The following is a 22,553-nucleotide window of genomic DNA, read 5'->3' as shown; positions in this document are numbered from 1 at the left end:
CGGCCCACAGGAAGTGATCACCAACGAACAAGATCCACTCTCGCAACAGACCCTAGCGCCTGTCTCCCCGATCATGATCAGGCGAGAGGGCATGGCTGCAGGTGACTTGGTCGTGTGACGGATAACGGGAGGACGCCGGGTGGGGCGGCTGGGCACAATGCGGTAATGGTTGATCATGTTCGAAGCGCTCCGCGTCCTGACTTCCTCTGCAAGCCCACGCTGAGGGGGGAGCGGGTGTTGCTCCGGCCGGTCACGGTGGATGACGTGCCCGCGCTGATGCCGATGTTCCGGGACGCGGAGGCATCACGGCTGACCGGTAGTCATGGCGACGGGGAGCCTGATGAGGCACAGATACGCGCCTGGTATGACACCCGTGGGGTTCAGGATGACCGGCTGGACCTTGCCGTGGTCGAGCGGACGACGGGGAACGTCATTGGCGAGGCGGTTCTCAATGAGTGGGACCCGAGGAACGAAAGCTGCGGCTTCCGTATCTGTCTCGTACCCGGGACTTACGGGCACGGCCTGGGGACTGAGGCGACCCGGTTGATCGTCGGATACGGCTTCGAGGAGCTGGGTCTGCACCGCATATCGTTGGAGGTCTACGCCTTCAATCCAAGGGCTCGTCGCGTCTACGAGAATGTGGGGTTCATTGCCGAGGGTGTGTTGCGCGATGCGCTGCTGTGGGAGGGCGAGCGGGTAGACGCGGCGATTATGCCGATCCTGGCGCCGGAGTGGTTCCGACGCCGCGGGCGGCCGGAAGCGGCCAGCCACGTGTCGGTCTGACCGTGCCGCTTGTGTCCGATCGCTCGTTGTTACGTTCATGGCGAGTCGGGGGGATCTTACGGATGCCGAGTGGGCTTTGCTGGAGCCGCTCCACATAAGGAGGAACGAAGTCGAGCGGCCGGTCAACGGCCTCAAGAACTCCTGGGCCGTGGCGACGAGATACGACTGTGAGGATGATGGGGTGCCGCCTTGGGCGGTGGTCTGGCTCGCGATACGACTGGCCGTGGTGCCTTGCGTTTGATCTGCCGACTGCCGTCTGAGGCGGTGCGTGCTGCCACCGAAGCGGTTGGCGTGTCCCGATTAGGGGCCTTCGCGACAGGCACCGTCACAGTCCTGACCGCGCCACACCGTTCCGGCGTCGGCCACCGGTGTTCCCGAGGCGAGCAGGAGACAGGCGACCATGCCCGGTATGACTCAGCAAAGCCATCCAGGCCACGACGCGACCGATCAGCGCGATCAGGTCCTGCTGGGAGTCGACACGCACAAAGACGTCCACGTGGCTGCGGTCATCACCGGCACCGGACTCCTGCTCGACACGCGAGGCTGGGCCAGACGGGTGAAGGCCCCATGCCGATCCGGAACTCCATGAGCTGGCCGTTGTCGGCGAACGCGATCTGGGAGCGGCCGTTCGGACTCTGCCGGGTGGGGCACTGCGCGAATTCGAGCAGCATCACAATGCCCATCGGTCCCATCAAGCCATGAGCCAGGCGGCACCACTGCGCGCATTGCCTGAACCGCTCGACGCAGGGCAGATCACCCGCCTGGACATACGCCGGAGAGACCGCCTCGGCGTCGTCGTCCACGAGTACCGACATGCCGCTTGAACTGCACGGATGAGGTCGTCGGCAGGCCAGTCCTCGCCGCCGGGTTTCTGATCGGCTCCGACCAGGTCATTTCCGGCTGACGACATGCCTGCGGTCCCCGACGAGACGCCAGGGGCTGCTGCATGCTGCCCGGGGATCAGAGAAGGTCACGGCCCCACGTCCGCGCGAAAGGGAGGGGAGCCGCGACCGGTCCGTCGCCGGTCGACCGGCGCAAGACGGGTAGCAAATGCCACCTGATCTGCGATGGGAAGGGCACCCCGATCAAGGTGCTCACCACCGCGGCGAACGTCAATGACATCACCCAGACCCTCGCCCTCGTCGACGGCATTGCCCCCGTCGCCGGGCGTCCGGGCCGTTCCCGCCGTCGCCTCGACGCGTTACTGGGCGACAAAGCGTGCGACTCCCTGGCCGTGCGTTGCGAACTGCGCAAACGCCGGATCGTGCCGGTGATCTCCCGCAAGGGCACCCCGAACATCCAGGGCCTGGGCAAGCTCCGCTACGTCGTCGAGCAGACCTTCGCCCTGCTCCACCAGTTCAAACGTCTCGCCGTCCGATGGAAACGACGCCTCGAACCCCACGACGCCTTCCTCTCGTTGGCCTGCAGCCTGATCTGCTGGCAGCGCATCAACAGGAACACTCATGAACGTGTTGCGAGCTCTAAACCGACAAGCGCCCAAGGGGCGGGTCGTGAGAGGGTGCGGTTCGACCTGGGACAGGGGGAAAAGTGGGGCTGATCTACGGCTACGACATCTATCTGCGTCCTCGGAATGTCGCCAGGGCGCTGGCCAATCTGGCCGAGCTGGCGCGACCAACCCGTGCCGTGCCGCCGCTTGAGGTCACCTTGCCCGGCGGTGAGCGGCTCGTCCTCCCGTTCACGTCCCATTTCAAGAGCGAGCCGGTCGATTGCTCCACGAGCAGCACGCTCGAGCTCGACATGTCCCTCATGTTCGACGTCGATGATGCACTGCGTGAGTACGCGCAGACGAGCGGTCCTGAACCCGAGGCGGACGGGCGCATCCAGATCGGGTACATCTACGCGACGATCCGGTTCGAGTCCCTTCTGCACCCTGGCTACACGTCGGTGGAGTGCTGGGCAGCGACGTCGGGGATGAGCCGCTTGTTTGCGCGGTCGGCCAACATCAGGAAGGTCTTCACCGACCTCACCGGCGACAGCGGAGGAGTGTGCTGCCTGTTCGACACTGGCGACGGCGCACCCGAGCAAGTGTGCTGGCTCAACGGTGCACCCACCCAGGAGACAGTCTCCGGTCCCCGCTTTCCAGATCGGCGAGCACTGGTGGCGACTTGGTCCGACTCCGAGAAGCGACCATAGGTGCTTCCTCTCTGAGGTCACAAGGTCATGTTACGAGCCCTGAGGTTGAACACCGCCAGAACGAGAGCAACATCGGCGCTGGCTCGGTCCGTTGCCGGAGGCGAGCGATTGCTGTCGGCGTTGCACCTCCAGGGTGTCTCATGTGTGTTTCTGGAGGTTCTCCCAGCGGTGTGAACGACGGCGTAATTCCCCACCTTGAACGCGGCGTAATGGGCCAGGGGGACGCCGGAGTCGGCGCCAGTGTGGCCATGGAGACGGCGGCCATGCTCCGTCGTACCCAGCGGCGTCAAGGTTTCCCGGGCCGCCCGCTAGCTCGCCCGCATTCGGGCTGGTCAGGGCTGTCCAGGGTGGCCGTCAGGCCAGCGCGAAGCGCCGCAATGCCGAGTAGTTAAGCGGGACTGATGAGTTGTCAAGAGGCGCGAGCATGCAAAACGGGACCTCGGCTAGCGTGATCGTTCTGCCAAGAACTCACCCGCACCGAGGTCCCGTTGCTCAGTCAGTCTGTCATGCCCGGCCTGCCAGCATCCGCTGTGGATGACCGCTACTTACCGGGGCATTTGGGTGCGCTCACTGCCTACCTGCCGCCGGAGTTGGTGGAGGCGATCCTCGCTGAGACCGGTCGGCTCCAGCAACGACTGCGCCTGCTGCCGTCCCTCTGCGGTGTGTACTTCGTACTCGCCTTGAGTCTGTTCCCCCACCTTGGGATGGCGCTGGTGTGGGAGAAGTTGGTCCACGCGTGGGGCACACAGGCTACGCGCCCCAGTGCGGCGGCGCTTCGGCATCTGCGGGCCCGGTTGGGGCCGACGCCGTTGCGCGCGTTGTTCGAGGTGCTGGCGGTTCCGCTGGCACCGCCAGGCGCGCCTGGAGTGGGCTATCGCGGACTGCGCACGGTGGCCTTCGACGGCTGCCACTCGCTGCACGTGCCGGACACCGCCGATAACCGGGCCTGGCTGGGACGCGTCCGCACCCGTCTGGGCTGGGCCGGCTACCCCGCGCTCAACGTCATGACGCTGGTCGACACCGGCACCCGCGGCCTGCTGGGCGCCAGCATCGGCGAAAACCGCCGCCGGTGCGATGAACGGGACCTGGCCCGCACCCTGCTCCACCGGCTCACCACCGGCATGCTTGTCATGCTCGACCGGGGCTTCGACGCCAACGACTTCCTCGCGCAAGTACACGCCACCGGAGCCGACTTCCTGGTCCGGATGACAATCCGACGGACTCCCCGCGCGCACACCACGCTGTCCGACGGCAGTTATCTGAGCATGTTCGGCACGCTGACCGTGCGCATCGTGAACGCCCGCTTCACCCTCACCGGCCCCGACGGCAAAATCCTCGAACACGACTACCGCCTGGCCACCACCCTCCTCGACCCCGTACGCCACCCAGCCGCCGACATCGCCCGCCTGTATCACCAACGCTGGGAGATCGAGACCGCCTACCGCGAGATCCGCGCCACGACCCGGACTGGGCGCCCGCTCCGCTCCGGCCACCGCGCCGGTCTCGAACAGGAGCTGTGGGCCATGCTCATCTGCCACCAACTCCTGCGTATGGCCATCATTGACGCCCTCCCGGGCCTCGACCCCGACCGAGGTTGCTACACCGCGGCCCTGGAAGCCGCCCGCGCCAGCATCACCACCGGGCCCCTGCCCGAAGACCGTGCCAACCCCGTCCACCACGCCGTCCAACGGCACCAGCTCCCTCCGCGCCGGCCGCGCATCAGCGCCCGCCGCGTCAAGCACCCCACATCCCGCTACATCGCCTGCGACCGTGCGCTGCCCCGTCCCCGGGCAAGCACCCCCGTCATCGAGTTCCACGTCACCATCCAGCCGCCGCCGGCCCCGCCGCCGCCCCGGAACCTCCACATCCGACGCCCCGGAACCCAGCCCGCCCAGCCCGGCACCCGGCGGGCCCGCCTGACTGCCTTGATGCACACCCGTCCCGACCACCTATGGACGGTCGCCGAACTCACAACAGGTCTCGGCGACACCGGCCGCGGCCTGCGAACCCAACTCACCGAATGGGCCACTCTCGGCTTCCTGGAACGCCCCAAACAGGGGCACTACAGACTTTCGCCCACCCTCTTGACGGAGAAGCCCGAGCCCTAACTACTCGGCATTGCGAAGCGCCGCCGCAGGCGCCCTTGACCGCACTGACCAGCCCCCACAATCGGCAGTTGGGCGGCCCGCTCCGGCCTCAGCCAGGGTGGGGAATTACGCCGACAGGAAAGTGCCGTTGGTGGGGAATTACGCCGTCGCTGACAAGCGGGTGAGGCTGGGGCCAGGAAGTGGTGAGTCGGGCCATGTTCGTTCGATGAGTCAGCGGTGCCGGCCAGGCGAGTGCGCTGGTGGATTCGATGCCTTCGCGGGTGATCCGTACGCCGATGTACTGGTCAGGTACTCCCTGTCACAGAGTGGGCTGGTTGTAGGCCTTGTCGGCGTGCCGCTTCGCCGGTTCGCCCGTCGTGGGGCGCTGCTGGACTTCACTGCGGAGATCGCCGTGACCACGGGTTCCAATGCCGCTGACTCGCATGTGCTGGTGGTCGAGATCACGACCGCGAGCGACAGCCCGGCTCGTTCGGACAGGACTGGATCTTCGAGTCGGGTTTACCCCGGTCGACCGAGCTGGGACCGCTCAGCTCGCCCTCTCTTCCGCCGACGCATCTAGGGAGTGTCCGACGGGTCGGATGACGGGGTTGCAAGCAGATCGTTCGCTTGGTGTGGGGCGGGGAGATCTATCAGATACTGAGTGGGCTCGGCTGCGGCCGCACCTTCCGAGGAATGTCGGTCGGGGCGGACGGTGGAAGAACCGCCGCACCGTCATCAACGGCATCCTCTTCCGTCAGCGGACCGGCATCCCGTGGCGGGACTTACCCGCGCGGTTCGGCAAGTGGAAGACCGTTCATGATCGACACCGACGTTGGTCGGCGGACGGCACATGGGAGAAAGTCCTGCGGGCCGTCCAGAGCAACGCCGACGCGGAGGGCCGGATCGACTGGAGTGTGGTGAGTGTGGATTCCACGGTGTGCCGTGCCCATCAGCATGCCGCCGGGGCTCTCCATCGCCCGGCCCGGAAACCGGGTCGACGCGCTCGTCCTGCAGAGCATCGTCCGGACGAGGGGATCGGCCGTTCTCGCGGCGGTCTCACGACGAAGATTCACCTGGCGAGCGATGGCGGATGCCGTCCGCTGGCCATCCTGGTCACGCCCGGACAGTGGGGTGACGCGCCGCAGTTGGTCCCGGTGCTGGACCGCATCCGTGTCCCGCGTCCAGCCGGCGGTCACCCACGGACGCGTCCGGATCACATGTGCGGCGACAAGGCGTACAGCTCGCGCCGAAACCGCCGTTACCTGCGGCGACGGCAAATCCGGCACACGATTCCCGAGCGCCGGAACCAGCGAGGCAACCGCCGACGGCGCGGCAGTCGGGGCGGTCGCCCCGCTGGTTTCGACCGGGCACTGTATGCCCGCCGGAACGAAGTCGAGCGGACCCTCAACGCTCTCAAGGGCTTCCGCGCCGTGGCGACCCGGTACGACAAGAGAGCGTACGTCTTTCACGGAACGATCACCCTCGCCGCGATCCGGCTGTGGGTTCGTTGATGGTCCGCCGCACAGTCCCTGGTCCCTCAGTTCACCGGACGAGCCCGATGGCTTCAATCTCGATCATCCACTCGGGGTCGGCGAGTGAGGAGACCTCTACGAACGACTCAGCAAGGTGGGGCTCGTTGGGGAAATGTTCCGCGCGCAGCTTGGCGAAGATGTCCTGCCGTGCAATGTCGGTGACGAACACGGTCGCCTTGACCACGTCGGCGAGGCTGGAGCCCGCGTTCGTCAATACCGTCGATAGGTTCGCGAGTGCCTGGCGGGCCTGCGCCTCGAAGTCCCCGGCGCCGACCGTGGCCCCCTGGGCGTCGATCGGGGCCTGGCCCGAGGTGAAGACCAGATTCCCGACGCGGATGCCGAGCGATATGCCGGCCGACTCGTACCAGTCGGGCTCCGCGGAAACGCGTACACGCTCAGCGGCGGGCGGTGTCACGGACATGGTGCTGACACTCCTTCAAAACTGCTTGTGTGTAGCCGAGTGGCGGCAGCCACCAGCTCGATGGTGATCCATGCAGGACAGCCACGAAATGCCGTGATCCATTCCCGAGGGCCCCGTGGGGTCGCTTCTGGACCAGATCGAGTGTGAGCGCGCGGTGACGGTTGTCCAAGTACGCGAGGGCGCGCCACATCTCGGACATGATTCATCGGACAGGCCCTAGCACGCCGGGACCAGTGGCTCCACGAGCTCCCGCAACCCGTCCGGCGAGAGCCGCAGCGACAAACGATCAACCACACCCGAGATCACGACGCATCAACGGCAAGCCACCACATAAGAAGTGCTCCACGATCGGCATCGGCGAGAGCATCCGATCTCGGTCAAGTAGTCCCGCTCCTCGATGAATTCCGCTGGTATGGATTTCCGCCGGTGAGGAGGAAAACGACCGGAAAGCCAACAGCGTGATGGCGTGACCACCGGCATGAACGTGACCGAAACCGCCGGTCGTATCCGGACACGCAGTCAGTAGCCCCCGGCTGGCCGTTCCTGCACGTGCCGTTCGTGCTCGATCTCGTCGGCGACGGCGAAATCCTCCGTGGAGATCCGGCTTTTGCCGTCCGTGGCCACGATCGTGTCGCTGCGGGGAGCCAGCGGCGGCCGGCGTTCTCAGGCGCGAAGCCGTCGTCGACTACCGTGGGATGTCCAGAGTATCGACACCGGCTGATCCCCTCAGCATACGCGGACGGCGCTCAGCCGGCGCCCTCGGCGCGGACGTCGTACTCCTCGCGCGCCACGAGAACTTCTTCGATGTGTTGTACCGACCACTCCGTGAGCGCCCTCAGGGGAGCCCGCAGTGTCTGGCCGAGGGAAGTGAGCTCGTACTCCACGCGGGGCGGCACTTCCGGATACACGGTTCGCCGGACCAGGCCGTCGCGTTCGAGGGTGCGCAGTGTCTGCGTGAGCATCTTCTCGCTCACTCCCGCCAGTCGCTGCCGCAGCTGGGTGAATCGGCACGCCCCGTGCTTGCCGAGTTCGCCGAGCACGAGAACCGCCCATTTGCTGCCGATCTGGTCGAGCAGGTCGCGTGAGGGACAGCCACGCGTGTACGGGTCCCACGTTTCTGTGGGGCCGGTCACTTTCTTGACCGCTGCCACACCGCTCACCTCCAACCTTTCTTTCGGGTGGTTACCCTACCAAAAAGTGGCTACTTACCAGAGGAGAGTTAGCAGGCCACAGTGGAACGCGTGCCGCGGATGGTCCGCGGCAGCAAGGGGTTCACCTCATGTCGATCGTCGTCACCGGAGCGTCCGGCCAACTGGGCCGGCTCACCGTCGAAGCGCTGCTGCGGCGCGGAGTGCCGGCCGCGGACATCGTCGCGACCGGCCGGGACATCGCCAGGGTCAAGACTTTCGCCGAACGTGGTGTGGTGGTACGCCAGGCTGACTTCGAGGACCCGCAGAGTCTCGCGGCGGCCTTCGCGGGAGCGGACAAGCTGCTGCTGATCTCGACCACTTCCGTGGACGAGCGGTTCGCCAACCACCGCCGAGCCATCGACGCCGCGGTGGCGGCAGGCGTGCCGCTGGTGGCCTACACGAGCATGGCGCACGCGGACACGGCCACCACGATCCTCGCCTCCACCCATCGTGCCACCGAGGAATACCTTCGGGAGCGCGGAGTCCCCGGCGTGCTGCTGCGCAACAGCTGGTACCTGGAGAACTACACCGCCCAGCTGCCCGCGGCCGTGCAGCACGGCGCCTTCATCGGAGCCGCCGGCGAGGGCAGGGTCAGCGCCGCGACCCGCGCCGACTACGCCGAGGCCGCCGCCATCGTACTCACCACGGAAGGCCACACCGGCGCGGTTTACGAGCTGGGCGGCGACGAGGCGTTCACCCTCGCCGAACTCGCGGCCACCGTCTCGGCCGTCACCGGCACGCCGATCGCCTACACCGACCTGCCCGCGGCCAAGCTCGCCGAGGCGCTGACCGGCACGGGCGTGCCGGCGGACCTGGCGCACGTCCTCGCCGACGCGGATCTGGGCCTGAGCCGCGGCGAGTTGTTCACCGGCTCGCGCGACCTGAGCCGTCTGATCGGCAGGCCCACCACCTCCGTGACCGACGCGATCGCCGACGCGCTGCGCTGACACACGTCCCGTCGAGTCAACCGGAAGGTCCGTTCCCATGTCCACCCGCACCATCGCGTGGCGGCGCGCGCTGTCGACGCTCACCGTGACCTCCGCCGTCCTGGTCGCCGTCGCTGTTCCCGCAACGGCCGCGCCGGCTCCTGGTTCCGCGATCACCATCAACGGCAGCAATGCCTTCCCCGAAAGCGTCGCGGCCGACAACCACTACGTCTACACCACCAGCATCGACGACGGGACCGTCTACCGCGGGCGGCCTGGAGCGAAGACGTTCGAGCCCTTCCTGCCGGGCGGCCGAGAGGGCCGCACCCAGGCCACCGGGATCAAGATCACCCGGAACCGCCTGCTGGTCGCCGGCGCCTTCACCGGACGTTTCTTCGTCTACACCAACACCGGGAAGCTCGTTTCCGCCTACACCGTCCCCGACACGGGCGAGCCGACCCTCGTCAATGACGCCGCCGTCACCCCTGGCAGGGACGTCTACATCACTGACTCCTTGCGCGCGGTGGTCTACCGGATCCCGGCGGCGCAGGTCAACGCCCCCGCCACCGGCGCCCAGCAGACCTTGCAGGTGGCCCACCACCTGCCGGACTACGTGGCCGGTGAGTCGAATGGCAACGGTGTCGTGGCCACCCCCGACGGCAAGTTCCTGATCATCGGTTACTGGTACAGCGGGGCGCTCTACCGGCTCACGCTCGCCACCGGCGAAGTCCGCAAGATCGACGCACCGCCGCTGCCCAGCGCCGACGGCATCGTGTTGCGAGGAAACACCCTGTACGTCGCTCGTTCCGTGAACAACGAGATCACCACGGTCCGGCTCTGCGAGGACGACACCCGGGCCACCGTCGTCTCCGAACGCACCTACCCGGGCGCCGATACGACCACCGGCGTTGCCGTGAGCGGGGATCGGCTGTTGGTAACCAACTCCCAGATGGACACCTATCTCTACGGCGATCCGTTGACCAGCCCGGTGTTCACCGTCGAAAGTCTGCCACTGCACTGACGATTCGGCGCGGGCGACGGCTCACCAGAGCGTCGGAGCCGTTCCAAGACCGGTGTTTCTGGCCCGGCACCTGCCGCCGGTGCCGGTTCTGAGTAGCGGCTATGTTCGTGGATGTGCGGCGCGCCGTCTGGGCGGAAGCAGTGGCCGGGCGCGATTCCGGTGCCGCGGCGGTTCCGCAACGCCTCCGACACCGAACCCATGCGCATCCTGCGGACCTACGCTTCGGTCGACGCCCCCCGCACGATCGTCGAGACCGGAAGAACCAGCCGGGTCGACGCCGGGCACCCGAAGCAGGAGGACCGCGTTCCGGCTGGTGTGTTTGCCGTCCTTCACGGTCATGCGCCCACCGCCGGTACCCAGCGTGCTGACGGGCCGAGTGCGGTGGCCGGGGGAGTCGGACCGGCGGGAGGCTGCCGCGCGGGAGCGGATCGACGAACTGCGCGGATGTGTCGAGGAGTTGGCTTCCGGGCTGGCCGAGCAGGAGGGCGTGCTGTCGAGGCCGGAGACCACACCGGCGACGATGGCCGAGATCCTCTCCGGCCCGGAACCGGTCGCCGAGCCGAATGCCGACGCGATGGGCGAGCCGGAACCGGAGCGGCGGCAGACAGGAGCGCTGGCGTCGGCGGTGGACAAGGATCTGTTCGGGGTGGGGTCGCCGGTCAGGGTGCGGTTGGTGCCGCCGTGGTCGGCGGAGCTGGCCTCCACCGTGCTGCCGCGCTCCTACCAGGACATCGTGGAGGTCCTCACCGACTCGGTGCATCCGATGCGCGCCCACCACCTGTGCGCGGCTCTGGGTCTGTCGACGGACAAGAGCAAGGTCGAGGGGTTTCGGTCGAAGCTGAAACGCCTGGTCGAGCGAGGCTGGATCACCGGTGGGGCCAGGGCTGTTCGCCCGGCGGGATACCCCGCCGGCACCTGGGAAGCAGCCGAACGCCGCGCCCCCGCGCGCCGGTGACGGGGCGGGCTCCCGGTCCTGGCGTCGAAGGTGACGAAACTGCTCGATGCCCCGAATCGAGAGCCCGATGGACGCAATCCACGACGGCGCACACCGCGTCGGCGGCTGACCCGTTTGCCGCCTCCCTTTCCTCCTTCACATCCCTGGCCGCCGACCTCGCCGGCCCCGGGCCATGCTCTGCTCCCACCAGGAACTGGAGGACCTGGTCACCGACCGCGGCCGGGAGCTGCTGCGCCTGCTGCTGCAAGACCGCCTCGACCTGCGCGCCGCCCGCGAGGAGCGTGAATGGGCCCGCCTGCCGGCCGCCGACCGCGCCGGCGGGCGCACCCGCCTGGAGAGGGGCCCACCACCGCGAACTGGCCACCGTGCTCGGGCGGGTGACGGTGCGCCGGTGCGCGCTGCGGGTACTCCTTGCCCGGCCCGGTCAGGTCACCGTCCTTGCCGTAGAACAGGTCCTTGATCGCTCTGTTCCAGTTCTCCACCACCTGCAATCCCTCGTGAATCTCCCGGCGCATCTCGGCATCCGCGAGGTGGTTGCAGATGAACGCCGTACGCACCGCCCGCCCCAGCTCCTCGATCGCCCGGTAGGTGGGGTGTTTCGGTCCGCCGCGGGTGAAGCGCCGCAGCACCTGCTCGGCCTCCGCCGTCCCCAGGCGCAGGGCGATGGTGTACTTCACGATCTGGTCGTACTGGTACGTGGCGGTCACGGCGCCTGACACGAAGCCGGGCGGGAGGCGGGGGAAGTCACTCATGCGAGGGGCCGATTTCGAGGTGTGCTGGGGTCACTTGACGGAGCCGCCGGTGATGCCGGCGGCGATGTACTTCTGGGCGAGAACGAGCAGGAGGGCGGCTGGCACGGCGGACAGGACGGACGCGGCCATCACCGAGCCCCAGTCGCCGACGTGCGCGCCGATGTACTGGTAGATACCCAGCGTGACCGGCTTGACGTGGTCGGTGGTGTTCAGCGTGAGCGCGAACATGAAGTCGCTCCACGCGAACAGGAAAGCGAACAGGCCGGAGGTGATCAGCGAGTTGCGGCTCATCGGCAGTACGACCTGGGCGAACGTCCGCACCGGCCCGGCGCCGTCCAGTTGCGCCGCCTCGATCACCTCGCCCGGGATCGAGACCATGAAGGACCGCATCAGCACGATGCAGAACGGGATGCCGAGGGCGGCGTCCGCCAGCATCAGCCCGAAGTAGGAGTTGACCAGGCCGAGATCGACGTACGAGTTGTAGAGCGCGTTGGCGATGACGATGCCCGGGACCATCTGGGTGATCAGGGTGCCGAACACGATCGTCTGTGAGCCGCGCAGCCCGAAGCGGGCCAGCCCGTACGCCGCCGGGGCGGAGAGCGCCAGGCAGATGGCGACCGCGCCGAGGGCGACCGTCAGCGAGGTCAGTAGATGGCCGCCCTGGTCGTCGAGGGCCTTGGCGAAGCCGGACAGGTCCAGGCTGGCCGGCACCGGATCGACCTGGAGCAGTCCCGAGCCGGGCTGGAGCGCTGTGTCGAGCATCCAGTACAGCGGGAAGAGCATCACGCAGAGGACGAGTACGCCGGCGAGGGTGGAGCCCCAGCGGCGCCTGGGAGTCGTGGGTGCTGGAGAGGCCATGGACGTCACTTCCCCTCGGTGCGGTTGGCCCGCAGGTAGAACACCGCGAACACGGCGGAGACGAGGATGAGTACGTCGCCGACGACCGCGCCGGCGCCGAAGTCCAGTTGCACGAACGAATTCTGGTAGGTGAGCGTGCCCAGGGTCTGGGTGGCGTCGGCCGGGCCGCCGTCGGTGAGAGCGAGGATCAGGTCGAGGATCTTCACGGTCGACATGAAGCCGAGCACCAGGACGACCGTGATCACCGGCTTGAGTACCGGCAGGGTGACGGAGCGGAAGGTCCGCCAGGCGGAGGCGCCGTCGAGGGCGGCCGCCTCGTGCAGCTCCCCGGGGATCTCCTGCAGACCGCCGTAGAGGATGACCATGTTGAAGGGGATGCCGATCCAGATGTTGACCAGGATCGTGGACAGCAGGGCCATGCCGGGGCTGTTCAGCCAGGGGATGTGACCGTCCAGGCCGAGTGCGCCGAGGAAGGAGTTCAGCACGCCCGTGTCCTGGTCGAGGATGCGCCGCCAGACGATGCCGGAAACCACCATGGGAACCAGCCAGGGCAGCAGGATCAGCGAGCGCAGGAGTTCGTTGAGGGGGAATCTGCGGCTGAAGAACACCGCGAGCGCGAGGCCGATGCCGAACTGCCCCAGCAGCGAGCCGGCGGTGAACACGAGGGTGTGCCAGAGGGCCTGGCCGAAGAGGGCGTCCTGGAAGACCTTTGCCCAGTTGTCGACGCCGTTGAAGGGGGCTGCCCCGGTGAAGAAGGTCCTCGGCGTGTAGTGCTGGAAGCTCATCACGATGTTACGGACCAGCGGGTAGCCGAAGAAGAGCAGCATGAAGACTACGGCGGGGGCGACGAATCCCCACTGCGCGAGGCGCCGCCGCAGCCGGGCCGGCCGCGAGTCGGGAGTGCCGGCCCGTTGCCGCATCCTGGAGGGTGCCGGGACGGTGATGGTGGATGTGGTCATGTGCTTGCCTCACTTCCCGCTCGTGGCCCGCTGCTGGGCGCTCGTCAGGGCGGCCTTGCTCGACTCACCGGTCAGAGCCGACTGGAAGGCGCTCTGCAGTGCGAGCGAGACGCTCGACCAGCCGGCACCGAGTTCGGCCGTACGGGAGCGGGCCGCGGCCACCTGGCCGGCCAGGGCGTCCAGCTCCGGCACGCGTTTGCGCCACAGCGCCGCGGCCTCCACGTCGGCCGGGACCATCCAGCTGTTGAGCGCGTAGGTCAGCTGCTCCCGCTCGCCGGACAGACAGGCGACGATCCGCCCGGCCGTCTTCTCCCGCGCCGTGTCCCCGGTGTTCGGGACCGTGAGCACGGCACCGCCCAGGGGGCCCACGGAGCCGGCCCCGGTCCTGGGCACCGGGATCCGTGCGATGCCCCAGTGCAGCGACTTCTTGGTGTTCAGGGTCTCGATCTGCCAAGGGCCGTTGATCATCATCGCGGCGTTGCCTGCCATGAACTGGTCGTTGACGTCCGCCTGGGTCCAGTTGACCGTGGACTTCGACAGCGAGCCGTCCTTGAGCAGGGTCTTCCAGAAGTCGAGTGCCTCGATGACCCGGGGTCCGTCGAGTCGGTTCTCGTCGCCGCCGTTGGACCACATGAACGGCAGGAACTGGAAGACGCCGTCCTCGGCGCCGCCCGCGCTGAGCGCCAGGCCGTACCGCTTGCCCCGGGTCAGCTTCCGGGCGGTGTCGCGTAGTTCGGCCCAGGTGCCCGGGACCTTCAGGCTCGCCTGCGCGAGCATGTCCTTGTTGTAGAACAGTGCGAGGGTGTTCACCGAGCGGGCCGCTCCGTAGTAAGTCCCCTTGTAGGAGCCGAAGTTGATGATTCCCTGGGGGGTGTTCCCGGTGCTCAGGCCCAGTCGCCGGAGGTCGATGAGCCCGCCGGCGTCGGCGAACGTCGGCATCTCGGAGGCGTCGAACTGCACGATGTCGGGCAGCGACTTCGAGGACGCCATCCGCAGCGCCTTCGTCATCACCTGCGCGGCCGGGACGCTCTGCTGCTCGATAGTGACGCCGAGCCGCTCGCCGCAGCGGGCCATCGCCTGGGCGTCCCAGCGGTGGTAGGTCTCGTCGGTCGAGGAGTTCATCACGGTGTACGCGGCGCTGTCGCGTTGCCGGCCGCATCCGGTCAGGGCCGCCCCGGTGACCAGGACGGTGAGGATGGCGAGCGGTGCCACGGCCCTGCTGGAGCGTCCGCGGCGCACGGCAGTCGGAGTGGGTGCTGTCACGGTGGGTGTCCTTGCGTAGGAGACGGGGGCGGCGGCTCAGCGGGCGCCGAGCAGGTGGTCCACGGCGAGCTGGTCGAGGTGCCCGAAGGCCATGCCGCGGGCGGCGGCGGCCTCCACGTCGAAGTCCTCCACGGCCGTACGGTCCGCCGGCGGGCCCGCAGACGGTTGGCGGCGGTCGGCTCGACCGGCGCCGGGGCACGACGGGGGGTGTCACCGAACGGGCCCCGTCCCTGCCGGCCGGCCGCCCACAAACCGGAGCGGAACGTGTCCTGAAACGGAGTCGAAGCGCTTCAATACGATGGTGCCCCCCGCCCGTCAGCTCATCCGGCACCTCTGCCGGTGAATTTGTCATTCTGGATGACTAATACGTCAATCCCGGATGGCACACCAGCCCCCAGGGCATGCCCGTTTGAACACGATGCGATGCCCCACCGGGCGGCCATTTCGGATAATCCGCAGCTCAGCGCCGATCTACACGCCATGAACAGCCGTGTGGCGAGGTGTGGTCCGTGTACGATCGACCGGCGGGTGACGGTGTTCACAATGCCCCGCCGACTGACCCCGCTCCGCGAGGAAGACCGTGAAGTTCACCGACGGGTTCTGACTCACCCGCGACGGCGTCCAGGTGTCCTACGCCATCGGGCTACGCGACGTACGCGTCGAATTGAAGCGCTTCACTACATGCCTCCATCCAGCTCGTGACGTGCAGATGCAAAGCCCTCAACGCGCCGCTCCTCGCGGGTCCGGACTTCGCCCTCGTGGCCGAACCCAGCGGCGTCGGCGAGGTACGCCGGGACGGCCTGGTCATGCTCGGCGCCGACCTCCTGGTCGCCCCGGTGTTCAGCGAGGACGGCGAGGTCGAGGTCTACCTCCCCGAGGGCACGTGGACCCGCCTCCTCACCGGCGTGCGGGTCACCGACCCGGGGTGGCGCACCGAACGGCATGGCTACGACAGCCTTCCGCTCAATGTCTCAATGTCTCAATGTCCCCGAGGGCGCCGTCCTTCCGCTCGCCTCGGACGACATCCGGCCCGACGGCGACTGGCTGGACCACCCGGCCCTGCTCGTCCACTCGCCGGCCACTGCCGGCCTGACCGCCCGCATCACCGTGCCCGGCCCGACGGGCGCACGGGCCGCCGTGTTCCACGTCCGGCGCGAAGGCGGTGCCCTACACGTCACCGTCACACGGCGCATCGGTGCGCCCGTACCGCTTCCCCGCCGGTGTAGAACCGGCGGGCGTCGGCGAACCACCGCCCGAGTGGGCACCCAGCAAGCGTGGCCGGCACGCCTCGGCTTCCCCTGTCTGGTCGTCGCCGCCGGGCACGCGGTACGTGAAAAGGACCTTCAGGCCGCCGTGTTCGCGGGCGTGGGTGACGGCGGCCTCCACACCGGGCCGCCAGTGTTCGTGCTCGGGGTGGAGGACGCGGAGGTTGATGAACGAGGCCGAGGCGGCCGGGTCGTGTGGGGTGCTGGACTTCAGCAGTGCTCGGGCCGGCACGGACAGTCGGTCGCTTCGGTCGCTCCCGGCTGCCTCGCTTTCGGCCCCGTTGCGGCTCCGGACGCCTCTGGCACGGCTCTGGGGCTGTGGAGGGTCACCCGGTGACCAGGGTCCAGTGCATGTCGTGGAGAGTCTGTCCGATGGGTACGTAGTAGACGCCGGCCAGGCACCAGGGTGTCCTGCGATGACCGTCGAGGACGGTGTCGCGGTTGTATGCAGGCGGGCAGGTGACCGTCCGGTCGAGGGCGGTGATGGTTCCGCGTGCTTCATCGGCTGTGTGGTTGCGGACACTGGCGAAGACCGGGCCGCCGCTGTCGCCGTTGACGGCTGCGACACCGCCAAGCGTGGCGGAGGTGGCGTAGGCGAGGTCGACGTCCGGACGGTAGATGCCGTTGGGCCCGGTGACGCCGATGTCGGTCTGGGCTATGCGCACACCGCAGTGCACACCGCCGTTGGCGCCGTCGGTGCACACGTAGTCGCCGACGTTGTTGTGCCCCCAGCCTATGAGGGGCTTGGCGTAGCCGTCGGTGCGGCTTGCGGGGCCGTCGTAGAGCCGACCGCTGAGGCGCTGTGAGGGCAGCTTGATGCCGACCACGTCGTCTTGCGGGGAGCGCTGGGTGGCGTCGGTGGTACCGATGAGGTCGCCGCCCCACCAGGTGGTCCACCGGCCTTCGGGTCCCGGGCCACAGTGGTAGGCCGACGTCAGCATGTACTGGCCCTGGGCGTTCTTCACTCCGTAGGAGCCGGAGCAGATGCCGCCGAGGGGGTTTTTCAGCGCCGAGGCTCCGGTCCAGGGCGAGCTGTCATGCTGTCGGGAGGACAGATCCACGCTCTGCAGCCGGTGGATCGCGGCGACGTGCACTCCCGACAGCCGGCCGGCTGCCGTGGCGACCTGCTGCGACGTCTTACCGCGTCCGCTCGTCAGGAGACTGCTCGCCATACGGGCGGTGTTGTCGTAGCCGACCTCCAGGCCGCTGCCGTCCACCGCCGGTGCGATGCTGGTGATGCGGACAGGGTCCGCCGTCCTCTCGACTCGCAGCTTCATGGACGCCAGGTTGTTCAGCAACTTCACACGAGCCGCGTGGAGTTCAGCCTTGGAATAGCGGGCGGGGTCGACCTCGGCGGTCACTCCGTGGGGGAGGTGGGCGAGGATACTCCTGACCCGCTGGGGCGGGGTGCCTTTCCAGTACAGGCGCAGGTGGTTGCGGTCGGGGTCGACCTTCACCTCAGCGAAGCCGGGTATGCGCACCCGGCCGGACTCGGAGAGCCCTTCGGTGATCCGGCCGGCGATGGCGTCGAGGACCTGCTGGCGTTCGTCGATCCGCGCGGCCGCATGTGTGGCCGGCGCAGGAGAGGCGCCCGCGAGTGAGGGGATGACGAACGGGACTGCGGCGGCCAGGGCGGCCGCGGGCAGCACGAATGCCACCCATCTGTGACGCGCAGCGTGTTTCATGTGACCGCTGTCTTTCTGCTGGAGTCATTGTGACGCGGACATGCTCCTACAGTGCAGGCTCGTCAGACAAAGTTGTGATCAGTTGGACGAGGGGAGGTTCTCGATCGGCAGCCGCAGGGCCGAGGCGGACGGCGCCTGTTGCTCTCCGGTCGGTGGCCGAGGCAGCTCCCCAAGGATCTCGATCGGGATGGGGCCTGCCGTGTCGTCGGCGGAGATTCGGCCGCCGGCAGATGTTCGCGACGGGCAACCTGACGTTGCGGAGGCAAACGTGCCGTTCCTGGCGGACTCGTACGAGGCGGTCCGTGAGGACCCGACCGCCAAGTCCCGGCTGCATATCACTGCTGCGGCCTGTTGGTGTGTGTCGACCGGGGACCTCGTCGAAGGAGGAGGCCGAGGACCTCGCGGGCGTCGGCCCCACGTGAGGAGGGCGGTTTCCAGGGGGCGTTGCAACACGTGGTCGTGTTGATCAGGCCGCGAGCAGTTTATGCAGGCGCTCGGCTGCGGTTTCCCAGCCGAGCGTTTTGCGTGGGCGGTGCCGTTCAGCTCGCTTCCCATTCCTGCGGATTTCGGGGCGGGTGATCGGCGTGCAGCAGGAGCCCTCCGCGGATCGGGCAGCGACCCTGTTGCGACTGGAGCAGGCGCACGGTCATGCCGTCGACCGGCGGGGGTGGCCCTTTGCGACACCGCACGGCCCAGTACGACTCCAGCGCCAGGTCGTCCGGGGACGCCCTGCCCTGGACCAACTGGTGCCGTCGGATATCCAGTGCTTCGGCTTGTTCGGGTGGCTGTGTTTGGCCCACTTGCAAACGAGCTTCCACACGTGATTGTCCAGCGCGGTGAACACCTCGCTGGACACCACCGTCCGGTAGTAGGCCGACCAGCCCCGCACGATCGGGTTGATCTTCTTGAGCACCGCACCCGCGTTGGCCCCTCGCAGTGATGACGATCTCGAATTCCGGCGCTGTCCGCGGCTCCGTGAATCCCCAGGTCAGCGGCCGGAAAGCGGGATCGTTTCGGCAGCGTACTTCCTGCCGTGGCGAGCAAGAGGGTTGAGGATGTGCTGTTTCCCGGGATCGATGTGCGGGTGGAGGGAGTGAGCGACTCCTCCGGCATCCTGGTGGTGTAGGCGGTGTCGACGGCCCGCCCAGGCCGGTGCCCGAATCGCCGTAAGCAGGCCCGCCGCGGGGCGCACCGAGCATCCCGGCGCGGAGATCTCTGCCGGGACCGGGCGACCGCCTTCACCAAGGCGGTCAGGGAAGCCGCCCCCGATGCCCCCGATGCCCTCGAAGTAGCTGATCGCTGGCACCTGCTGCAGAATCTGTCCGCCGCGGTGGAGAGACCTGCCACCAGCATCGTGACTGCCTGCGCAAACGCGCCGAGGAGGAGACGGTGACCGAAGTGCCCGAGGTGGCCCCGATGCTGTTACCGCCCGCGGAACTGCCCCGCACCCAGATCATCGAGCGCACCCGCCACCGCTACGAGGACATCCACCGACTGCTGGAAAACGCTGGACCATCAGCGCCATCGCCCGGCAGCCGAACCGCGACCGCAAGACCGTCCGCCGCTTCCGCGACACCGACCTCGACCAACTGCTCGCCTCCGCCGGCGAGCGCCGCCCCCACGGCGTCCTGGAGCTGTTGAAGGCGTATCTCAATACCCGCTTCACCGAGGCGCAGGGCCAGGTCAGCGGCACCCGCCCGTTCCTGGAGATCCAGGCCCGCGGCTACCACGGCAGTCACCAGGTCGTCCGCAAGCACCTCGCCGCCCTGCGGGCGGGCACCGCCGAACCGGTCCGGGCCGACATCCCCACCCCCTCGCAAGATCACCTCCTGGATCATGCGGCTCCGCGAGACACTTACCGACAGCCAGACGAGCGCCTCCTCCAAGTCCGGCTCGCCTGCCGGACATCACCCGGGCCTGCGACCTCGCCCGTGCCTTCGCCGACCTGGTCCGCCACCAGCGCGGATACCTCCTCCTGGAGTGGATCCGGCAGGCCGAGCAGGACGCACCGAAGCCGATGAAGGGCTTCGCCGGCTTTCTCCGCCAGGATCTGGACGCCGTCACCGCCGGACTCAGGTTGTCGTGGAGCTCGGGAGTGGTCGAAGGCCATGTGAACCGGGTGAAAACGCTCAAGCGAGCGATGTATGGCCGTGCCTCGTTCGAACTCTTCCGGACCCGCATCCTCACTCAGCCATGAGCGTCACGAAACTGGCCGAGTCGTGCCTACCGGTTTCTGATGGAAAAGGCCATGGGCGCCGACAGCCAGCGTCCACACCAGGAGTGGAAACGCCGCGACCCGCTCCATGCCTCCCATCCCCAGTCCCAGGTAGTGGTGGGAAAAGAAGAGTCCCAGGGCCATGACCGCCGTGATTCCCAGCAGGCTGGTGGCCCAGCGCAGTGGACCCGGAACACGGATCGACAGGCCGACTCCCGCCAGCAGAAGGCCGATGTTGCCCGTTCCCATGATGAGCAAGGCACCCAGGGCGTGCTGATTCTCGTGGACGTCCGCAGGCGCCAGCCCGGCGAGTGCGAAACCCAGACCAGCACCGGCCAGTAGAAACCGAGCGATGGCGGCGGTCGCGCCTCGGCGCCACATGGGACCAGTCAGGGCGGCGCCGACAACGAGCAGTGTTCCCAGGGCGATGAACGAGAGGTTCATCAGGCCGTGTTCAGGCGAACAGATATACCGAGGCTCGGGTTCCTGCTGCATGGCGCAATGAGCGTTACCTAGGTCACTGATGTTGTTCCGCGCCCAACTGTACGGTCTCGCCCACGCTGACTCTACGATCCAGTGGATCGCAAAAAACTGCACCACACCTGCGATCCATACGGAATACCCGATCCGAGCCTTCACTCGTCCACCTTCTGTCGCACGTTTTCCGTACGAGCTAGCGGATCATGTCGCTCCGGCCGCATGCACTACAGCGAGCCCCCGAAACGGGGTGGGGCAGTCCCTACGAACGGGCTCGTTCACGGAACTGCGGACAGAGCCCGAATTGACCAACTGGGGTATGTGGGGAGCGGAAAGCGGAAGGACTCACCGATCATGTGCTCGGTGAGTCCTTCGAGGTGGGGCGAATCAGAGGGAGGAGACGAAGCCCTCTGACTGGTCGAGACGGAATGGAGAGCCGGGGCTCTCAGGTGTCCATCCCTTGAGGCGAGCGGTGCGGATGCTGTCGGCAACGTCGGAGGGCAGGACAGGGTTGGCCTGTGCGCCGAACCAGTTGCTTGGGTGTGGCTGGTTGGTGGTGATCACCAGTGTGGTGCCGGGAGTTTCGGCGTGCTCGACTGCGTAGGTGAGGGGCGACCAGACCAGTCCCTGGTCGTAGGTCGGCCTTCCGCGAAGCCTCCATCGGTAAGTGGTGCCGTCGACGGTGATGCGTCGCGACCCCTTCTTCACCAGTGCCATGCCCACGTCCTTTCTCAGGGTGACGATAGTGAACGGCTCCTGGTCATGTCGCTCTGGTTTCCTCGGCTGTGTTGAGCCTCGGCCTCGGCGCATGGGAATCACGTCCGGGCTTGTTGCGGGGATGGTGGGACGGGCGGCCTCGGGGGTGGCCGGCAGAGCGACGATGGTGACTGGTTTGTCGCAGGAAGGGCAGTTGTGGGTTGCGGTCGGTGTCAGCGCGGTGGGCCCGGGCAACGGCGGCCGGATCGGCTCTGATTCGACGCTCTCGTTGGCGTCGTCGCGCTCGCGTCGGCGGGGGGCTGCTTCGGTTTCGCAGCCCGGACACCACCCGCGACACCGGCCGCGGACACGGCCGCCGCGAGATCCGCACCCTGAAGATCATGAGCGTCTCCACCGGCATCGACTTCCCGCACGCCTCCCAAGCCATCCAGATCCGCCGCCGACGACACCGCCTGGACCAGCCGAAACGCTTCACCACCGAGACCGTCTACGCGATCACGAACCTGCACGTGCACCAGGCCCGGCCAGCACAGCTCGCCGCGTGGATCCGCGGCCACTGGCACATCGAGAACCAGATCCACTGGGTCCGCGACGTCACCTGCGAAGAAGGCCGCTTCCAAATCCGCACCGGCACCGGACCCCACGTCATGGCCGCCCTACGCAACGCCACCATCGGCGCACTCCGCATCACATCACCGGCGTCACCAACATCGCCGCCGCCAACCGCCACCACCCCGCGACAGCACCCGACCACTGGCCCTCCTCGGCATCACCTAACGACGTTGCCGGGGGCCCTGGGTGTCCATCGCACTGCTCAAGGTAGTAAGAGGTCGTTTCATTTGGTGAGTCGGCGGTGGCAGATGAGGGCTGCTGCTATACCGACGAAGGTGAGGAAGTGTTCCGATTTTCGCTCGTAGCGGCGGTGCAGGCGTCGGCAGCCGGCCAGCCATGACACGGTTCATTCGACCACCCAGCGGTGATGGCCGAGCCGCGTGGACGACTCGATGCCCTTGCGGGCGATACGGTGCCGTATGCCTCGTTCACGGAGCCATTTCCGCAGGTGGTCGTAGTCATAGCCCTTGTCGGCGTGGAGCTTGGCGGGGCGTCGGCGGCGGGGCCCGCGGCGGGAGCGGATGGGCAGGATCCCGCGCACGAGCGGCTTCAGCCCGAGGCTGTCGTGCATGTTGGCGCCGGAGATCCCCAGCGACAGGGGCAGTCCGCTCCGGTCCGTGCTGAGGTGGATCTTCGATCCCGACTTGCCACGGTCGGTCGGATTCGGTCCGGTCAGTGGCC

The 22,553-nt window shown here is 67.7% G+C and carries 22 protein-coding genes and 2 pseudogenes; 11 read left to right on the top strand and 13 right to left on the bottom strand.

The genetic code is table 11. The annotated features are described in order from the left end of the window. The first annotated feature begins 165 nt into the window (after positions 1-165). Positions 166-783, top strand: coding sequence for a GNAT family N-acetyltransferase (locus IE277_RS45095; protein WP_189959724.1), 618 nt, complete (start codon positions 166-168; stop codon positions 781-783). 509 nt (positions 784-1,292) lie between these two features. Here IE277_RS45095 and IE277_RS45090 read toward each other — a convergent pair. Beyond that, the gene (locus tag IE277_RS45090; protein ID WP_189959722.1) at positions 1,293-1,586 is read right to left on the bottom strand and encodes a hypothetical protein; all 294 of its coding nucleotides are present in this window, start codon (positions 1,584-1,586) and stop codon (positions 1,293-1,295) included. Between the two features lie 143 nt (positions 1,587-1,729). Between IE277_RS45090 and IE277_RS45085 the strand changes: the two genes are divergently transcribed. The 4 genes from IE277_RS45085 (at position 1,730) to IE277_RS45070 (ending at position 6,535) form a co-directional block, all read left to right on the top strand. Further along, a complete protein-coding gene (locus IE277_RS45085; RefSeq protein WP_189959719.1) occupies positions 1,730-2,341 on the top strand; it encodes a transposase in 612 nt (203 codons plus the stop codon). After that, complete coding sequence (locus IE277_RS45080; protein ID WP_189959717.1) at positions 2,332-2,937, top strand: hypothetical protein; 606 nt, start codon at positions 2,332-2,334, stop codon at positions 2,935-2,937. Before IE277_RS45085 ends, IE277_RS45080 begins: the two co-directional genes overlap by 10 nt. 557 nt (positions 2,938-3,494) lie before the next feature. Next, positions 3,495-5,045 (top strand): IS4 family transposase, encoded by a 1,551-nt coding sequence (locus IE277_RS45075; RefSeq protein WP_189959715.1) that lies wholly within the window; start codon positions 3,495-3,497, stop codon positions 5,043-5,045. Between the two features lie 611 nt (positions 5,046-5,656). Further along, positions 5,657-6,535 carry an IS5 family transposase gene (locus IE277_RS45070; RefSeq protein WP_189959728.1) on the top strand — a complete coding sequence of 293 codons (879 nt, stop codon included), beginning with the start codon at positions 5,657-5,659 and terminating at the stop codon, positions 6,533-6,535. 31 nt (positions 6,536-6,566) lie between these two features. On the opposite strand, the gene IE277_RS45065 is transcribed toward IE277_RS45070, so the two are convergent. Further along, positions 6,567-6,977, bottom strand: a complete 411-nt coding sequence (locus IE277_RS45065) for a RidA family protein (protein ID WP_067344297.1) — start codon at positions 6,975-6,977, stop codon at positions 6,567-6,569. Positions 6,978-7,723: 746 nt separating this feature from the next. Then, positions 7,724-8,128: a winged helix-turn-helix transcriptional regulator gene (locus tag IE277_RS45055; RefSeq protein WP_189959714.1), complete on the bottom strand. Its 405-nt coding sequence runs from the start codon at positions 8,126-8,128 to the stop codon at positions 7,724-7,726. Positions 8,129-8,256: 128 nt separating this feature from the next. Between IE277_RS45055 and IE277_RS45050 the strand changes: the two genes are divergently transcribed. From IE277_RS45050 to IE277_RS45040, 3 genes are all read left to right on the top strand, one after another. Beyond that, positions 8,257-9,114, top strand: coding sequence for an SDR family oxidoreductase (locus tag IE277_RS45050; RefSeq protein ID WP_189959712.1), 858 nt, complete (start codon positions 8,257-8,259; stop codon positions 9,112-9,114). 37 nt (positions 9,115-9,151) lie between these two features. After that, a complete protein-coding gene (locus tag IE277_RS45045; RefSeq protein WP_189959710.1) occupies positions 9,152-10,114 on the top strand; it encodes an SMP-30/gluconolactonase/LRE family protein in 963 nt (320 codons plus the stop codon). 361 nt (positions 10,115-10,475) lie between these two features. Continuing rightward, positions 10,476-11,069, top strand: coding sequence for a hypothetical protein (locus IE277_RS45040; protein WP_189959708.1), 594 nt, complete (start codon positions 10,476-10,478; stop codon positions 11,067-11,069). Positions 11,070-11,275: 206 nt separating this feature from the next. On the opposite strand, the gene IE277_RS48580 is transcribed toward IE277_RS45040, so the two are convergent. From IE277_RS48580 to IE277_RS45020, 4 genes are read right to left on the bottom strand one after another with little or no spacing between them, the layout of a single operon-like run. Continuing rightward, complete coding sequence (locus IE277_RS48580) at positions 11,276-11,821, bottom strand: Tn3 family transposase (RefSeq protein WP_229882533.1); 546 nt, start codon at positions 11,819-11,821, stop codon at positions 11,276-11,278. 30 nt (positions 11,822-11,851) lie between these two features. Then, positions 11,852-12,679, bottom strand: a complete 828-nt coding sequence (locus IE277_RS45030) for a carbohydrate ABC transporter permease (RefSeq protein ID WP_189959706.1) — start codon at positions 12,677-12,679, stop codon at positions 11,852-11,854. Positions 12,680-12,684: 5 nt separating this feature from the next. Then, positions 12,685-13,638, bottom strand: coding sequence for a carbohydrate ABC transporter permease (locus IE277_RS45025; protein ID WP_189959703.1), 954 nt, complete (start codon positions 13,636-13,638; stop codon positions 12,685-12,687). A 9-nt stretch (positions 13,639-13,647) separates the two neighbouring features. Continuing rightward, entirely contained in the window at positions 13,648-14,901 is a 1,254-nt protein-coding gene (locus IE277_RS45020; protein ID WP_189959701.1) for an ABC transporter substrate-binding protein, read from the bottom strand. Between the two features lie 794 nt (positions 14,902-15,695). Between IE277_RS45020 and IE277_RS45015 the strand changes: the two are divergent. Next, a pseudogene (locus tag IE277_RS45015) lies at positions 15,696-16,080 on the top strand (glycoside hydrolase family 31 family protein); the annotation flags it as partial. 412 nt (positions 16,081-16,492) lie between these two features. On the opposite strand, the gene IE277_RS45010 reads toward IE277_RS45015, so the two are convergent. From IE277_RS45010 to IE277_RS48565, 3 genes are all read right to left on the bottom strand, one after another. Then, the gene (locus IE277_RS45010) at positions 16,493-17,824 is read right to left on the bottom strand and encodes a chymotrypsin family serine protease (protein WP_229882532.1); all 1,332 of its coding nucleotides are present in this window, start codon (positions 17,822-17,824) and stop codon (positions 16,493-16,495) included. Between the two features lie 673 nt (positions 17,825-18,497). After that, entirely contained in the window at positions 18,498-18,740 is a 243-nt protein-coding gene (locus IE277_RS48570; RefSeq protein WP_229882536.1) for a group II intron maturase-specific domain-containing protein, read from the bottom strand. A gap of 586 nt (positions 18,741-19,326) precedes the next feature. Continuing rightward, positions 19,327-19,689, bottom strand: a complete 363-nt coding sequence (locus IE277_RS48565; RefSeq protein ID WP_229882531.1) for a hypothetical protein — start codon at positions 19,687-19,689, stop codon at positions 19,327-19,329. 59 nt (positions 19,690-19,748) lie between these two features. On the opposite strand from IE277_RS48565, the gene IE277_RS48560 reads away from it, so the two are divergent. After that, positions 19,749-20,048, top strand: a complete 300-nt coding sequence (locus tag IE277_RS48560; protein WP_308433487.1) for a transposase — start codon at positions 19,749-19,751, stop codon at positions 20,046-20,048. A gap of 3 nt (positions 20,049-20,051) precedes the next feature. On the opposite strand, the gene IE277_RS44995 is transcribed toward IE277_RS48560, so the two are convergent. Together IE277_RS44995 and IE277_RS44990 are read right to left on the bottom strand one after the other, a co-directional pair. Then, on the bottom strand, positions 20,052-20,663 hold the full coding sequence (locus IE277_RS44995; protein ID WP_229882534.1) for a DUF998 domain-containing protein: 612 nt from the start codon (positions 20,661-20,663) through the stop codon (positions 20,052-20,054). A 267-nt stretch (positions 20,664-20,930) separates the two neighbouring features. Then, complete coding sequence (locus tag IE277_RS44990; protein WP_189959696.1) at positions 20,931-21,260, bottom strand: hypothetical protein; 330 nt, start codon at positions 21,258-21,260, stop codon at positions 20,931-20,933. Between the two features lie 209 nt (positions 21,261-21,469). Here IE277_RS44990 and IE277_RS44985 point away from each other — a divergent pair, with 209 nt between their 5' ends. Next, positions 21,470-22,177 carry an ISAs1 family transposase gene (locus tag IE277_RS44985; protein WP_268252741.1) on the top strand — a complete coding sequence of 236 codons (708 nt, stop codon included), beginning with the start codon at positions 21,470-21,472 and terminating at the stop codon, positions 22,175-22,177. On the opposite strand, the pseudogene IE277_RS44980 reads toward IE277_RS44985, so the two are convergent. After that, a pseudogene (locus IE277_RS44980) lies at positions 22,096-22,553 on the bottom strand (IS5 family transposase); the annotation flags it as partial. The gene IE277_RS44985 and the pseudogene IE277_RS44980 sit on opposite strands and share 82 nt — an antisense overlap.

Source organism: Streptomyces alanosinicus, assembly GCF_014650595.1.
GTDB lineage: Bacteria > Actinomycetota > Actinomycetes > Streptomycetales > Streptomycetaceae > Streptomyces > Streptomyces alanosinicus.
The sequence above is the reverse complement of the archived record's forward strand: the minus strand, read 5'-3'. Positions and strand labels throughout refer to the sequence as shown.

Bases quoted from the DNA above. Each gene is read 5' to 3' on its own strand.
- IE277_RS45095 (WP_189959724.1), top strand. From the start codon at position 166: ATGGTTGATCATGTTCGAAGCGCTCCGCGTCCTGACTTCCTCTGCAAG.
- IE277_RS45085 (WP_189959719.1), top strand. From the start codon at position 1,730: ATGCTGCCCGGGGATCAGAGAAGGTCACGGCCCCACGTCCGCGCGAAA.
- IE277_RS45065 (WP_067344297.1), bottom strand. From the start codon at position 6,977: ATGTCCGTGACACCGCCCGCCGCTGAGCGTGTACGCGTTTCCGCGGAG.
- IE277_RS45050 (WP_189959712.1), top strand. From the start codon at position 8,257: ATGTCGATCGTCGTCACCGGAGCGTCCGGCCAACTGGGCCGGCTCACC.
- IE277_RS45045 (WP_189959710.1), top strand. From the start codon at position 9,152: ATGTCCACCCGCACCATCGCGTGGCGGCGCGCGCTGTCGACGCTCACC.
- IE277_RS48580 (WP_229882533.1), bottom strand. From the start codon at position 11,821: ATGAGTGACTTCCCCCGCCTCCCGCCCGGCTTCGTGTCAGGCGCCGTG.
- IE277_RS45030 (WP_189959706.1), bottom strand. From the start codon at position 12,679: ATGGCCTCTCCAGCACCCACGACTCCCAGGCGCCGCTGGGGCTCCACC.
- IE277_RS45025 (WP_189959703.1), bottom strand. From the start codon at position 13,638: ATGACCACATCCACCATCACCGTCCCGGCACCCTCCAGGATGCGGCAA.
- IE277_RS48565 (WP_229882531.1), bottom strand. From the start codon at position 19,689: ATGATCCAGGAGGTGATCTTGCGAGGGGGTGGGGATGTCGGCCCGGAC.
- IE277_RS44990 (WP_189959696.1), bottom strand. From the start codon at position 21,260: ATGGCACTGGTGAAGAAGGGGTCGCGACGCATCACCGTCGACGGCACC.